This is a genomic window from Fervidobacterium riparium (assembly GCF_025370035.1).
In the GTDB taxonomy this organism is placed as follows: domain Bacteria; phylum Thermotogota; class Thermotogae; order Thermotogales; family Fervidobacteriaceae; genus Fervidobacterium; species Fervidobacterium gondwanense.
In genome coordinates this window covers 1632372-1646496 of the sequence record NZ_CP009277.1, presented here as the reverse complement: position 1 = coordinate 1646496, position 14125 = coordinate 1632372, and the positions used below count along the sequence as shown (strand labels likewise).

The following is a 14125-nucleotide window of genomic DNA, read 5'->3' as shown; positions in this document are numbered from 1 at the left end:
CGAAACCTCCAATATCGATTGATGTTACAACTTACGCACGCGCACAAGAAAGACAACGAGTGCTATAATGAAAGCCGTATATGAAAAGACCATCTCATTTAATTTTATCACATATCGATTGAAAAGTGTTGTTAGAGTCAGAGCCACAAAGAAAGATCCCAACAACATTGAGAGGAATCCGATGAATTTTGCACTATTCTTTGTGGCATAAAACCCTGCTACCAAACCAACTATAGCTCCAATGACAACATATGCGTACCACGGAAGAGACACGTACGTTTGTGCAAACGAGTTCACTATAAAATTCACCGCGAAAAAACCGATAAAGAAACTCCCGAGGAAGATTATAGATTTATAAAGTCCATAAAATATCACAGCAAAGATGATAGAAATCGATATAGAGAAAATTATCTCATTTTTGCTTACCACCGCAAACGCATTTGGCAGATATTTTTCAATGAACGTATAAAGTATAGGACTTATATAACTGAACCCCACAAGAAATCCAATAAAACATAAACTTAGAAACTCCACAAAATTTGAGAAGAAAAGCAGAAAAACAGAGAAAGGAAGGATTATGTACCAGTTAGAAAGTACCAGTTCCCCCAAGGCTTTTAAATCGTTAATATACTGGATACTCGAAAGCCCCACTACAAATCAATCCTCCCATCTATGTAATTCTGCACTTCAGCCTTTACTCTTTCATCCCTCATCCGCTCGGAAGCCTTCCTTTTGTTTCCGAGCGCTATATAGCACAATGCGATTTGCACATCTGTTTCAAATCCCTGCAGTCCAAGTTTTTCTGCTTTTTCAAAGAACATAACAGCATCGCTGTACCTCTCCATTTCCATCAAGGCGCACGCGAGGTTAAAATATGCAAGTGAAAAATAAGGGTCAGATTGTATAGCCCTCCGGTACATCTCTATTGCCTTACCGAGCATCCCCTGGCGCCTGTATATGTTCCCAACATTATTATAAACATCAGGAATATCTTTATTGAGCAATTCGTTGTATATTTTAAGTGCTTCGTCGTACAATCCGTTTTCTGTCAATTCCACCGCTCTTTTTATCTGTTGCACGATTTCATTATGGATTTCTTTCATAACACATTCACCCCTGTAAATTTTATCGGCTCGAATTCAATATCGATTAATCGGAAACTATTTTCCTTCGCTTGCACTATTCATAGCGTTAATAAGCAAGTTTGTATAAAACATCGTGTCATAATAAACCTGCTCTTTGAAAGCGACTTTAGCACTGAGTTTTATAACACCAGGGGGGACAGGCTTTAAGTACGTCCATCTCGTCACCCAATAAAGTCTACTTTTCATCGTATCCTGAATAGTCTGAACTGACAGCCCGCCAGTGAATTTTGAGAGTATAGAACACTTGCCAAATACTCTTGTGCCTGCGAGCCTGTAATTTACCAGTTCATTGATGCACGTATTTAACAAAATATTCTTCGATTCTCTTTGTTCGATATAAGCATCGGAAGGCACATAGACATCTTGTTCAAACATTGAGAGCGCGTAACCTATATAATGGATCTCATCACCGTACAAATCTTCGACTCTGATATAAGCATATGCATTACTGTCATCAAAATGCAAACTATCTATGTTAACAAAAATTGGTTTGTCATCCTTCAACCAATACTGATCTATGACATTTCCCTTCCATTTAATCAGGAAAAGCGTTGGGTAAGAATATTCTATGAAGTTAACACCTTTCATTTGAAATTCTACTCCGCCCGCAACTATCTTATCTTTTCCAAGATAAATGATATCACCGTAGGGTGTAACTTCAAAATTCCATATCTTTTCAGGTACTCTTACAACGTCAATCCTCTGCAATTTATCCAAAGAATACACATAAATTTCTTGAGATAAGGCATCAAGTATATAAAGCTTGTCGACGGTCATCTCAGCGTCGAGTACAAAAGTCATCCTTTCAAGTCTGAATTCCAGACTCTTATTCGTATTTGGATTGTACTTTATTAATCTATCGAAATCGACTATGTATATATAACCTTCTCTATCCTGTCCGGCTATATATGGTACTTTCAACCCACTTATTATCTCTGCTTCGCTTTCATTGTACAAAGCCTTTTCCCCAAGTAGATATAGCTGCCCGCTTCTGTCAAAAAACACTTGCTTTAAGTCCTTCGAAACCTTTTTTATACTAAAAATTCTGTTTTGTTTTGCAACAACTATTCTTCTATTTTTAGAGTCCAGTAAAGCGAACTTATCACCGTAAACTGTTAAACTCATCGGGGTTTGAAAATATTCTATTCCCTTGACGTACCCGTTCAAAGAATTGACATATCCCATTACAAACGTGGAGGATGGGGAAAGATTCAGCTTTCTAAAATAATTAACTTTTGCTATGAGATTGTCTATGTCATCACTTCTGACAAGCATTGTGAAATTCTTCAGCTCTTCGAGTGCTTTATCAACCTGATTGTTAATTATCCTCAAGCGACTTCTCAGATACCAGAAGTACGGCAGCTCCTGGACGTACACACGTCCGGATAGTGCCTTCTGTGATAGCTCAAAGGCTTTCGCAAAATCACCTTTGTAAGTGCTTTTCAGTGCTTGTGTGAAATAGAGTCTTGCAGTTTCTTCATCTATAACACCAAAAGTTAGCGATGTTAGAAGTAAAAACGCTATCAATAACAGATACTTGACATCTTTTAACGGCAATTTCTTCACCCTTTTACTCTCCTCCACCCTCATAGCTGAATTTTCTTACAAATCTCTCTTCTTTTCCAATTTGTCCATCCAGCCCAAGAAATAATCTACTATATTCGTCTTTCGCTCGTTTCCGTCAACTAGGCGCTTGATATTTTCTTTATGCCTTAACACCGAGAATAAAGATAGTGCCAGAAAGACTATCCAGTAGTCTTTACCAAAAAATAGCGCAAAAAGCGTACCAGCCAACAATCCGACTATTGAGCCAAGCGAAACGTACTGAGTCAAAGCCACGATAGCTATCCAAACACCCAAAGCAAACATCCCAGCTTGAGGAAAGATTCCAAAAAACGTACCGAGTGTCGTCGCAACACCTTTTCCGCCTTTAAACTTGACAAATGGAGAGTAACAATGCCCTATAACCGACATGGCACCGGCCATTACCATTGGATGCTCTCCATATGCTCTGAACAAGATGACTGCTATAACTGCTTTGACTATATCCAAGAACATCGCCAGTGCTCCGTACTTTGTTCCCATATTTCTTAAAACATTAGTCCCACCGACATTTCCACTACCGACTTTTGTTATATCAACACCTTTCAGTTTTGGTATTATATAGCTAAACGGAATTGCTCCAAAAAAATAACCTACAACGGCCGCCCAAAACAACTCCATACTAACATCCCTCCGAAGCAAAATTTCCAATCATCTGACATACTTTTCAAAATTTTCTTCACCGACTAATGCGATCAAAATCTCCTTGTATGAAGGTCTTAAATTGATCACATTACTTAAAGCTTGTTTGATAGTCTCAAGATCCTCTCCTTTAAAATCCTCACTATCTATCGCTTGAACTAAATCATGGACAATCTCTGGAATATCAAGGTAAGAAAGCACCATAGCCACCTGTGCCCCGTACATGAAACGCTCTTCGCCTTCCAAAAGCATGTATCTTAACAAAGGATAAAATTCTTCGCCTCTTCCTAATTTTGCAAGCGCTTCGTAAATCACAAGTTGAGCTTCTTCAAAATCGTACAGTTCTAAAGCTTTCAAAAGTTCGTTTCCTAATTTAAGCCCGAGGTCTCCTGCAAGATCTATCAGGTACAGTAAACTTATATCATTTTTAACTCCACTTAAAATCCTCTGCTTAATAGTGTCTTTTAATTTCTCCTTAACCTCCTCATAACTTTCTGAAAGCCTGTAGAGTACCTCTGTGGCTATATCGCACACCTTTGGGTCTTCATCAGAAAGTAGTCTTATCATATCCTCAAAAGCGTTTTTGCCCTTTTCGCTTATAATCCTCTCAATAACCTTTTCACGTTCTCTGCTTTCTTGTTCGGTTTGCTCATTTCTAATATCTTCTCCTCTCAAACTCTCCACTCCCTTTGAGATTTCCTTTGAATTTTCCAAATTATTATACCATATGACAGTGAAATAAAAAATAACCCCCTGAGACTTTCGCTCAGGAGGTTTCTCAATTCAGATCTTAACTGTGCTAACTACATTATCTTCATTACCTTCTCAAGTTACTTGCCGTTTGGAGCATTTGATCCGCTGTCATTATAGATCTTGAATTGAATTCGTAAGCCCTCATTGCACTGATCATATCAACCATTTCTTTTACAACGTCGACATTCGATTTCTCTACGTAACCTTGTAGGATTGTCCCAAATCCATCTTGACCCGCAACACCTTCTATTGGATCTCCACTCGCCGCTGTCTGCACGTAGAGGTTATCACCTATCGACTTCAAGCCTGCCGGGTTGACAAACCTTACCAAAGTGATAGTGCCGAGCTGTTGTATCGTGCCGTCTGCGAGCTCAACCGAGACTATTCCATCTGGAGAAACCGTTAGTGATGTCGCGTTTTGTGGCACAACCAAAGCGGGCGATAGTAGAAGTCCGTTAGCTGTAACGACTCTTCCATCACTGTCGATTTTGAATTGACCATCTCGCGTGTAGGCGATCCTACCATCTTGGAGCTGAATCTGGAAAAACCCATCGCCACTGATGGCAAGATCTAAAGCATTGCCTGTATTTTCGACATTTCCTTGAGTAAATATCCTTGTCGTTGCAGCCAATCTAACACCGTGACCGACATAGATACCCGTTGGTGTCGTTGAGTTCTGAGCTGTTGCAGCTCCTGCGTTCTTTGAATAGCTGTAAATCAGGTCTTGGAATTCTGATTTTACCTTCTTGTACCCTGCAGTATCAACATTCGCTATGTTGTTAGAAACTGTATCCATTTTGAACTGTTGAGCCCACATACCTGTTGCTGCAGTGTAAAGACTGTTAATCATCTATATCCCTCCTCACGATAGTTCATCTCACTTCTTATCTCAGCGCCCCTACGTTGTTTATAAGCTTGTTGAGTAGTTCATCGTGCACTGCTATCGTTTTAGACGTTGCATCGTAATGCCTGTGTGCTTCTATCATTCTAACCATTTCTCTCACAGCGTTCACATTTGATTTTTCTACAAAACCTTGCAAAATCCTAATATCATTTGGAGTATTCATATCAATAACCTGTGCTTGACCTGTGAAGAGGGTTTCGCCAACCTTTTCGGGATTTTGTATAGAATAAATAGGTACCGTTGCAACCAAATTTCCATTCGCATCCCTTACATTACCTTTCTCATCGATAGAACCATTCTCCGGAAATCTAACGATCTGTCCATTATTATCTAACAGATAATATCCTTGAGTATTTACCAACCTTCGTTCGTTATCAATGACGAATTCACCATTCCTCGTGTAAAGCGTCTTACCATTTTTCTGGACAGCGAAGAAACCATCGCCCGATATGGCAAGATGTGTCTGAACGTTTGTCTGCTCGAGATTTCCCTGCGTGAAGAGCGTGCGTACCTCATCAACGATGATGGCTTGCTCAACGTTTCCAATCTTGGCAACCTCAACTCTCCTGTTCTCCGGTTCAGGCTTGATCCTATAAATTTCACGTTCCAAGTAAGTTCTAAACGCCGGCGAATCGGACTTATAGCCGTTCGTTTCAACATTTGCCAAGTTGTTGGAAAGAGTATCTATCTTCGTCAAATCTGCAAGCATCCCCATCGCTGCGGTGTACACACCTCTGTACAAGAAAACCACTCCTTTGAAAAATCTATAATCAATCTATTACCTTTCGTAAGTGACTGCCACGTGTTTCAGTAACTCCTCGTCCTCAAGCAATCTTCCCGTTCCTTTAGCCACACACAATAATGGGTCTTCTGCTATCTTACACGGTACGCCAATTTCTTCTTGGATTGCCTTATCTATGCCTCTTAAGAGAGCACCGCCACCGGTAAGGACGATACCGTGTTCTACAATATCGGCTGATAGCTCAGGTGGCGTCTTTTCAAGAACGAATTTTATTCGAGAAATCATATTATCAACGACAGGCCTAATCATCCTGTAAACGTCCGTTGAATTCACGAGTTCTGTCCTCGGGAGTCCCGTTACCGCGTCTCTACCTCTTATCTCCAATTCTAAATCTTCTACATCAACGTGCACCTTTCCTATCTTGACTTTAATCTCTTCCGCAGTAGTGTCACCTATTATGAGCCCGAAATTTCTCCTGACGCCTTTCACAATCGCTTCATCGATAGCATTACCTGCAAGCTTTATTGAATCACCGACAACGATACCTCCCATGCTTATTACAGCAATATCCGTTGTGCCTCCACCGATATCTACAACCATATTCCCCATAGGCTTCATAACATCGAGCCCAATGCCTATCGCAGCGGCAGTCGGTTCAAGAACGATATGAACTCTCTTAGCCCCGGCTTTAAGCGCTGCGTCGTACACCGCCCTCTGTTCTACACTCGTTGTCTTCGTTGGAATGCCTATAACCATATTGCACTTGAAAAATAGACCTTTGTTAAGCTTCTTCATGAAGTACTTAAGAACTTCGGAAATAATCGTGTAGTCGGCGATGACTCCGTCTCTCATTGGCTTTACAGCCATCACTTTGTCCTCTGGCGTCTTACCGAACATCTCTTTTGCTTCCGTACCTATCGCAAGTATCTTGTTCGTTCTCTTCTCAATTGCCACAACCGACGGTTCGTTCAATACGATGCCTTTACCTTGTTGGTAGACAATAAAATTCGCTGTTCCCAAGTCAATCCCTAAGTCGTTCTTTGCCATACTCTTCTCCCCTTTCAAATGTATATAATCCTATTATAAGCAGTGTGACACCTAAAACATTATACACCGTAAGTTTTGAGCCCATTAACAAAATCTCTGATACGACAGTTACCAACGGAATGAAATATATGAAATTAGTAGTTTTTCTATCTCCGATCAGTTCAATTGACTTATTCCACAGCACATAACCAACAGCCGAGCAAATTATCCCAAGATAAATGAGACTAACAAAACTCTTCGGCTCAAACTTGATACTCATATCTTGCAACAGTGCAAAAGGTATCAGAGTCACAACCCCCCAGAAAGTTATCGAAAAGACTTGGTCAATTCCTGAAATATCCTTCATCTTTATCACATAGTGCGTGTACAAAACCCAAGCGATTGCAGAGCCAAAAGCAAGTATATCACCCAAAGGATTCAATTTTAATATCCTGCCGTTCAGTATAACAAGAGCAACACCGAGGAATGCAAGAAGTGAACCCAAATAGTGCAACTTGTTTGTCTTAGTCCTGTGAAATAAGTGTGTAAAGAGCACGTACAACAATGGTGCACTTGAGACTATCACCGCCGCATTTGTCGGGGAAGTATACTTCAAAGCAGTGTTTTCGAAAACGAAGTACATAGTAATACCCCAAAAACCCGACCAGAAAGCGTTTATATCTTTAATCTTCTTTTTCTTCGTTATTGGAAAAAGCACTGCAAGTGCAATGATAAACCTGTAAAGTGCTGCAGGGAATGGGAAATAGCTCTGAACGACGTACTTTGTCGCAACAAACGAAGCACCCCAAAAAATTGTAACAATAACAACAGGTAAGTAACTGACGTACGTACCTGTCCTTACAAGAGCTCTAATCTTCTCCAAACCTCTTCCCTCCTAAGGTGATGAAAGGCGATAAATGATGCATCAGAATAAACTACATAGCCTCTATAATATCGATAACTTCCTGAACGCTACGAGCCTGATAAACCCGTGCCAATTTCCTGTTATCGAGATACTCTCCATCGATCAAAACCTGCGCAATCCTATCCGTCCATCCACCAGTGCCTCTCAGCAGTATCACGGGTTTTCTATTTGCGTAAGCTGCCAAAATCTCAATAGCGGTTCCTATCTCCCCGCCAACAGCCACAACCACATCCACACTCTTAACAAGGATAAATGAGCGCATTTGAAAATCAAGTCCTGTCTTGATTACAAAAGAATTGTACTCATTGGCATCATCGCCTTCCCAAGGCAGTACACCAACAGTTACTCCTCCGACTTCTCGAGCCCCTTTACAAACGAGCTCCATAACTCCGTCTCTTCCGCCCGTAAAGACCGTATATCGCTTGCCAAGTTCTTTTCCAAGCTCTGTACAAATCTCAGAGATATCTGAAACGGGAGGCTTGTCTGTATCTCCTGAGTAACCTATGACCCCGACTTTTAAACTATCATTCAAACTATTAATCCTATCTTGCATTTAAATGTTCACCATCCTTTGAAATCTGAACTTTCTATTCACAAGTATATCATATATGGTGGTATAATAAAATAGAAAATTGCACATGGAAAGTTAACTGACATGTAAGGAAAAAAGAACGTCGAGAAAAAGAGGTGTAACGTTTTGGACGTCCAAAAAAGTGAATCAAGGACAATTAACGAGTTAAAGTCAAGAGTCGAAATTATACTAAAAAAGCACAACCTCAAAGTTGAACAAAGACTCGTCGATAGATTTCTTAGAAACATAAAGGATATATCAGATATCCTGAATGATGAACTTTTGGAAAGCCTTGTTATAGAGAACCTAACAATTGGAGAATCCTATTTTTTCAGAGATATCCAAACATTTGAAAAACTGAAGCGCATTTTTAAAGAGAAACCATTCTGGAACATTTTGTCTGTAGGTTGCTCAGCTGGTGAAGAAGTTTACACAGTATCCATTGTTGCAAAAGAATGTGGTGTGAAGTGCAAAATAACGGGCATTGATGTCAATTTGCAAAGAATACTTCAAGCCGAAAAAGGATGTTATAGGTTCTGGAGCATCAGATTTTTGAACGAAGAACAAATATGTAAATACTTTACGCAAGTTGGCGACCATTTTTGCATAAAGGAAGAATACAAAGGAAACGTAAATTTCGTGCACTGCAACATAAACTCTCCTGAGTGCAATTTTGAACGTGAACACAAATTTGATATAATTTTCCTCAGAAGGGTGCTCATATACTTTGATCGAGTAGACGAAGTTATAACCAAAATAGTAAACATGCTCAAAGATAGAGGATATTTAGTAATTGGATTAGGCGAATACTTTCCTAAGCTTTTCGAATACTTCACACCAGTCTTTTCGGATTCCGGAGCTATATTGAAAAAAATCTCTGCGGCTGAAAAAGAAAAGGTTAAATCCACTTACTACCTGAAAAAAGAGAAGGTATCTGAACACTCCAGAAAACCGGAGAAAATCTTGGACACGACAGAACTCGTCACAAAAGAAAAGTTAGGAAAAATCTTAAAAGCAGACGCTAAATCATTGGAAATTGAGGAAAACGTTAGAGTCATCGAATCCTTCTTAAACCAAAAGTTATATAAAGACGCATACGAAAAGCTGAAAAAAGAAATCGCAAAGAACCATACTAACTTCATATTTTGGAAATATAAGGCTCTCGCTGAGTTGCAGCTTGGAATGACATCAGAGGCTGAAAAATCTTTACAGAAGGCTATATTCTTGAATCATGCCGATGAAGAGGTATGGCAACTCAAATATCTACTTAACACACAAAAGGGAAAATAGTAAGAGGTGATCAATTTGAAATATTACCTTTGCGAAATTGAGCATGACAATGGTAACGTAAGAATTTCTATTCAAAAGGATTTAGTAATTGGAATAACCGACAAATTCCTGAAAGGGCATGAAGAGGTCGGAATTTTTGGCTTTGCGATTTACGGACAGCAACTCTATCCTGTTGTAACACATACAAATCTGAATAATCCGCTCTTTAAATTTTTCCTTATACTCCGGGAATTTGCACTTGGAGTAACCCGTATCGTAGAAGAAATAGATACCACACCAATTCCAGTAACACACAACATACCACACGACAGGGGTTTCGAAAAATTCTCTGAATACTCAGGCGTAATTTTGCACAAAGATAGCACGTACTATGTCTATAACACGTATTTTGTACAGCTCCCAACAAACGCAAGGGTAATTGATAAGGACATGCTCTCAGGCACGGTAGAAAGCAAAGAACCCAAATCCAACCAAAAACTTTCTCGTTTCAGTATTACCGAAGAATACATTATTATTGGAGAAAAACTGGCAGTCTCATTTAAGAAAGTCAAAAATATACTGCCATCGAACATTATGATTCACTTCAAAACTGATGAATTTGACGGATTCGTCGATTATGAAAAAGTTCTACCGGTTAAGGATTTGGATGGCGGAAAATTCATCGTTATCATCGAAAATTTGGGATATAGGACGGACAATATAAGATTAACTTTTGGCAATGTGCTTACACACAAAACGGCGGATGGCTTCGAAACGTACTTAGAAACACCAAGCGGAATGTACAAATTAATCGAATAGTGTGAAGGAAGTGTGTAACCATGGACTTTGTTGACGTTTTTATTCAAGAGTTATTGGAAAAGGGACAGCAATCTATTGAACTAATCAAATCATACCTTCAAGAAAAGGAACACGCTATTCTAAACGAACTTTACAGGTTATTTCACACGATCAAAGGCTCGGCCAGTCTTGTGGGTTTTTCTGGTTTCAAAGAACTTTTCCACTTCATCGAAGAGTTCTTCAAAAGGCAAACAGCAGGGGAAGAAGTACTCACGGATGATGTATTAGCACGCATTCTCTCAGTAATGCCGGAATTATTAAAGAAGAATACAGACTTATCAGACGAAGAACTCGAAAAATACAAATCAATAATTGAGGGAAAGTCAGAAACAACCTCTTCCGTTGCCTCGGTAGCAACGGAAGCGTTTCCAATTGAAATCTTGCAGGAACTTCTCTCCAAAACCCTTTCAGCAGAGAACAGCCTTATGAGAACAGACACCAAGAACGCCCTCAGAGAAGTACGAATATTAAAGTCTAAGCTCATATCGATGGTCGAGAACTCTTATTATGTGAAGCTAAAGAAACTGTTAGCAAATTTCGATGCGTTAGTATTGCAAGAGGCAACACTTAATAAAAAGAAGGTAAGGTTGAACCTTGAGCTTGGGGAAGAGCACATAGAAAAGAAGGATTCTCAAATGCTCATAGATATGCTTGTACACTTGGTACGAAACGCAATAGCTCACGGCATTGAATCACCTGAAGTTAGAATTCAGAGAAGAAAGTCAGAAGTTGGAACTATTACTCTAAGAAGTTACATCAGAGGAAGCGAGCTATATTTAGAAATCGAAGACGATGGTAATGGAATCGATTTTGAAAAGATAAGAAAGAAGGCCGCAGAAAAGAACCTATCTCATCTAAGACCAGAAGACGTTATATTCGTACCAGGCTTCTCAACAAAAGAACAAGCAGACGGTACATCAGGGCGTGGCATTGGGCTTGATGTAGTGAAAAACTTTTCCACGGCACGTGGCGGAGATGTCGAACTTGTTACTTCGCCTGGAAAAGGCACAAAATTCATCGTTCACTTCCCAGTGAAGTCATTCTTAGTAAGAGTAATAGTCGCAAGTGGAGATGGTACACAGTTCTGTATAGATAGCCGAGATGTTCTTGAAGTTGTGAGTCAGCCAAGAATGGCTAACGATAACAACGAAAAGATTGTCCATAAGAGCAATCTATACGACATTGCGTATGCGTGTCAAAATCCGAGATTCGGAATAATTACAAACAGCGGCAAAGCGATTTTAGTAGATAACATACTTGGCATATTCGATGGTCAGATTTCAAACGAGAGTTATGGAGCTGTAAAAGGGTTTGTGAAGAATATATTTGTGTATCCGCTTCCCATCATTGCCCCTGAGAGTTTCACGAAAGTGCTGACCAAACAGCAAGACACGAAGAGGATTCTCATAGTAGATGACTCAGTGGTCACAAGGACAATTGTGTCGAAGTTTCTCAAGAATTTCGGATACGAAACTATTGAAGCAAGCAGTGGTATTGAAGCTCTCGAAGTAATTAAAAAATCAAATCCAGATGCTGTCATCTGCGACATTGAAATGCCGGGAATCGATGGGTTCGAGACAACAAAGAGAATTAAAGAACAGAAGCCAAAGACACCCGTGATTTTGTTCAGCACACTAACACACGAGCAATTAAAAAAAGGGCTTGAAGTAGGTGCTGATGCGTACATATCAAAAGACGAACCACCTGAAAGGCTCTTGCGATTGATTGAAAAATTAATACGAGAATCTTAGCTTTTGCCAAAGGAAACCGGAGGTTACAAAATGAGAAAATTCATCATCGTCGGCTCAGCTGGAAGCCCTTCCCAAGCAGTTGAAATATTGAAAATAGAAGAAAGGTTAAATATTCCGGTAATTATCTGCATCCATTTCACCGCGTCCGTCATGGAGACGTTCGCGGAACATCTTAGAAGTGACACGGGACACGACGTTGAAATTGTTACAAAGCCAACAAAGTTGGAAAACAAGATATACTTGCCGCAGGGAAATAAAGATATAGTATTCATTAGCGAAAATGTTGTCTCCGTTGTGGATGGCGAGGCAACCGGCAAATCAATTCATCCTTCAATATCAGCACTTTTCAAATCACTAATCCGCTATGGAAGCTCCGAAACCGTTATCGCTGTGCTCGGCGGCCTTGGAGATGACGGGGCAAAGGAAGCATCCGAGCTGAAGAAGCGGGGGGTTAGGTTTATTATAGAAAAATTACCGAGATTTCCATATTTGCCAAACAACATTGCTCAAAACCTTGGGGAGCGATATGAGAAATTTGAGATTGAAAAAATACGCTCAGTTCTAAGTGAATTAAACAACATATAATAAATATATTAGCATGGAGGCGAACAGTTTGAAGAAGGTCCTCGTTGTAGATGACTCCGTCGTATGGCAGACATTTTTAAGAAACTTACTCGAATTGAACGGTCACACCGTAGAAGTGGCAAAAGATGGTTTGGACGGCTTAAATAAATTCTTTACCTTCCTACCGGACGTGGTCATAGTCGATTATGTCATGCCTAGGCTAAACGGCGTACACTTTACAAAGTTTATAAGGAGCTTCAACGTTTTTAGAAACGTAGGGATACTAATGCTTACCGGCGCCGAAGAAACGATAAATCCATTCTGGGCAAAGAAAAGCGGAGCTAACGCCTTCTTAAAGAAGACATTACCGCAGAGTGATATAGAAAGAGAGCTTTTGAATTTTGTTGAAAAGCCGTTCAGTATGGAGTGGTCTCGGGAATTGTACAAATTGCACATAGAACCATACGGAGAATTAGTTGACATACTTGAGGAAAGTTTAAAAGAATCCACGCTTGTAAGAGAAATACTCCAACTAACAAGTCTGGCATACGATGAAAGCCTTGTTATGAAAAAGCTCTATGAACTCTTTTCAGAACTTTTCGAATTTATGAACCTGTACATAGGTACAGTATGCTATTCAGAGATGAGATTGTACGGTTTTTCATCAGGGGATGAGACTCGTCTCGCAAATAGCGAGATTATTCTAAGAACACTGAAAGAAGCCGGTCTTAATACGAGATTTGAACTGTTAGAAACGAACTATACAAGCAAAAGGCAAGAAATAGACTCGCATATCATAGAACTTGTATTTAAAGACGAAAACCTAATCGGTTTTGTGCTGGTAGAGAAACCCAAGATATTAGAAATAGTCGATCACACACTCGCACTGGCAAATTATCCAATTACAAACCTCTTGCAACTCCTCAACCAATATCACTTACTTAAGAACCAGAAAGAGATAGATAAGCAGACAGGCACTTATACATTACCGATAATGATCAGCAAGATAATAAACGCTATAGACTTTGCAAAAAGAAATGAAATATCGCTGACGTTTTTAAGAGTAAAAGTCAAAGGCATTCGGAATAGCTACGCGCATTCTTCTAAACACTTGGAGACTTTGATCAGTTTGCTCGCTGACACGTTAAAAGCTTCATCGCCAGATATGGTGGGGCGAATCAGCACAAGTGAGTTTATAGCTGTTCTTCTTGGCAAGAAAAAGGAACACGTGGAAGAATTCCTTGAAAGTATTTCAAGACTTTCTCAAGAATTCAGTTCGCTTGGTCTTGAGCTTTTAGTTAAAGTTTCGGAGTGGAACGGGGAGACTGTAGGGCAGATACTTTCCTAGTGATTTAAACAACTATAAAATGGAG

The 14125-nt window shown here is 39.8% G+C and carries 15 protein-coding genes; 5 read left to right on the top strand and 10 right to left on the bottom strand.

The window, feature by feature from the left end; genetic code table 11:
• Positions 1-24: 24 nt before the first annotated feature.
• The 10 genes from IB67_RS07820 to IB67_RS07775 form a co-directional block, all read right to left on the bottom strand.
• Complete coding sequence (locus IB67_RS07820; RefSeq protein ID WP_498875225.1) at positions 25-651, bottom strand: hypothetical protein; 627 nt, start codon at positions 649-651, stop codon at positions 25-27.
• Positions 651-1103: a tetratricopeptide repeat protein gene (locus IB67_RS07815; protein ID WP_178137766.1), complete on the bottom strand. Its 453-nt coding sequence runs from the start codon at positions 1101-1103 to the stop codon at positions 651-653. The genes IB67_RS07820 and IB67_RS07815 overlap by 1 nt, the downstream gene beginning before the upstream one ends.
• Before the next feature lie 57 nt (positions 1104-1160).
• Complete coding sequence (locus IB67_RS07810) at positions 1161-2711, bottom strand: hypothetical protein (protein ID WP_498875224.1); 1551 nt, start codon at positions 2709-2711, stop codon at positions 1161-1163.
• Positions 2712-2747: 36 nt separating this feature from the next.
• The gene (gene plsY, locus IB67_RS07805) at positions 2748-3368 is read right to left on the bottom strand and encodes a glycerol-3-phosphate 1-O-acyltransferase PlsY (RefSeq protein ID WP_498875223.1); all 621 of its coding nucleotides are present in this window, start codon (positions 3366-3368) and stop codon (positions 2748-2750) included.
• Positions 3369-3398: 30 nt separating this feature from the next.
• Positions 3399-4064, bottom strand: a complete 666-nt coding sequence (locus IB67_RS07800) for a hypothetical protein (RefSeq protein WP_498875222.1) — start codon at positions 4062-4064, stop codon at positions 3399-3401.
• Between the two features lie 142 nt (positions 4065-4206).
• The gene (flgG, locus tag IB67_RS07795; protein ID WP_072760917.1) at positions 4207-4992 is read right to left on the bottom strand and encodes a flagellar basal-body rod protein FlgG; all 786 of its coding nucleotides are present in this window, start codon (positions 4990-4992) and stop codon (positions 4207-4209) included.
• Between the two features lie 34 nt (positions 4993-5026).
• Positions 5027-5797, bottom strand: coding sequence for a flagellar hook-basal body protein (locus tag IB67_RS07790; protein ID WP_498875221.1), 771 nt, complete (start codon positions 5795-5797; stop codon positions 5027-5029).
• A gap of 27 nt (positions 5798-5824) precedes the next feature.
• Entirely contained in the window at positions 5825-6835 is a 1011-nt protein-coding gene (locus tag IB67_RS07785) for a rod shape-determining protein (protein ID WP_072760901.1), read from the bottom strand.
• Positions 6810-7697 carry a DMT family transporter gene (locus tag IB67_RS07780; protein WP_245789713.1) on the bottom strand — a complete coding sequence of 296 codons (888 nt, stop codon included), beginning with the start codon at positions 7695-7697 and terminating at the stop codon, positions 6810-6812. Before IB67_RS07780 ends, IB67_RS07785 begins: the two co-directional genes overlap by 26 nt.
• Positions 7698-7749: 52 nt before the next feature.
• Positions 7750-8292 (bottom strand): TIGR00725 family protein, encoded by a 543-nt coding sequence (locus tag IB67_RS07775; RefSeq protein ID WP_072760899.1) that lies wholly within the window; start codon positions 8290-8292, stop codon positions 7750-7752.
• Positions 8293-8436: 144 nt separating this feature from the next.
• On the opposite strand from IB67_RS07775, the gene IB67_RS07770 reads away from it, so the two are divergent.
• From IB67_RS07770 to IB67_RS07750, 5 genes are read left to right on the top strand one after another with little or no spacing between them, the layout of a single operon-like run.
• The gene (locus IB67_RS07770; RefSeq protein ID WP_464309256.1) at positions 8437-9600 is read left to right on the top strand and encodes a CheR family methyltransferase; all 1164 of its coding nucleotides are present in this window, start codon (positions 8437-8439) and stop codon (positions 9598-9600) included.
• A gap of 15 nt (positions 9601-9615) precedes the next feature.
• Positions 9616-10398, top strand: coding sequence for a hypothetical protein (locus IB67_RS07765; protein WP_498875220.1), 783 nt, complete (start codon positions 9616-9618; stop codon positions 10396-10398).
• 20 nt (positions 10399-10418) lie between these two features.
• Positions 10419-12188, top strand: a complete 1770-nt coding sequence (locus IB67_RS07760; protein ID WP_424695282.1) for an ATP-binding response regulator — start codon at positions 10419-10421, stop codon at positions 12186-12188.
• 30 nt (positions 12189-12218) lie between these two features.
• Positions 12219-12773 (top strand): chemotaxis protein CheB, encoded by a 555-nt coding sequence (locus IB67_RS07755; RefSeq protein WP_339745347.1) that lies wholly within the window; start codon positions 12219-12221, stop codon positions 12771-12773.
• Positions 12774-12801: 28 nt separating this feature from the next.
• On the top strand, positions 12802-14100 hold the full coding sequence (locus tag IB67_RS07750; RefSeq protein WP_339745350.1) for a GGDEF domain-containing response regulator: 1299 nt from the start codon (positions 12802-12804) through the stop codon (positions 14098-14100).
• Positions 14101-14125: the final 25 nt, after the last annotated feature.

What these genes read in the sequence shown, in the direction of transcription:
- IB67_RS07785 (WP_072760901.1), bottom strand. Translation starts at nt 6,835, where the DNA reads ATGGCAAAGAACGACTTAGGGATTGACTTGGGAACAGCGAATTTTATT.
- flgG (WP_072760917.1), bottom strand. Translation starts at nt 4,992, where the DNA reads ATGATTAACAGTCTTTACACTGCAGCAACAGGTATGTGGGCTCAACAG.
- plsY (WP_498875223.1), bottom strand. Translation starts at nt 3,368, where the DNA reads ATGGAGTTGTTTTGGGCGGCCGTTGTAGGTTATTTTTTTGGAGCAATT.
- IB67_RS07760 (WP_424695282.1), top strand. Translation starts at nt 10,419, where the DNA reads ATGGACTTTGTTGACGTTTTTATTCAAGAGTTATTGGAAAAGGGACAG.
- IB67_RS07775 (WP_072760899.1), bottom strand. Translation starts at nt 8,292, where the DNA reads ATGCAAGATAGGATTAATAGTTTGAATGATAGTTTAAAAGTCGGGGTC.
- IB67_RS07815 (WP_178137766.1), bottom strand. Translation starts at nt 1,103, where the DNA reads ATGAAAGAAATCCATAATGAAATCGTGCAACAGATAAAAAGAGCGGTG.
- IB67_RS07755 (WP_339745347.1), top strand. Translation starts at nt 12,219, where the DNA reads ATGAGAAAATTCATCATCGTCGGCTCAGCTGGAAGCCCTTCCCAAGCA.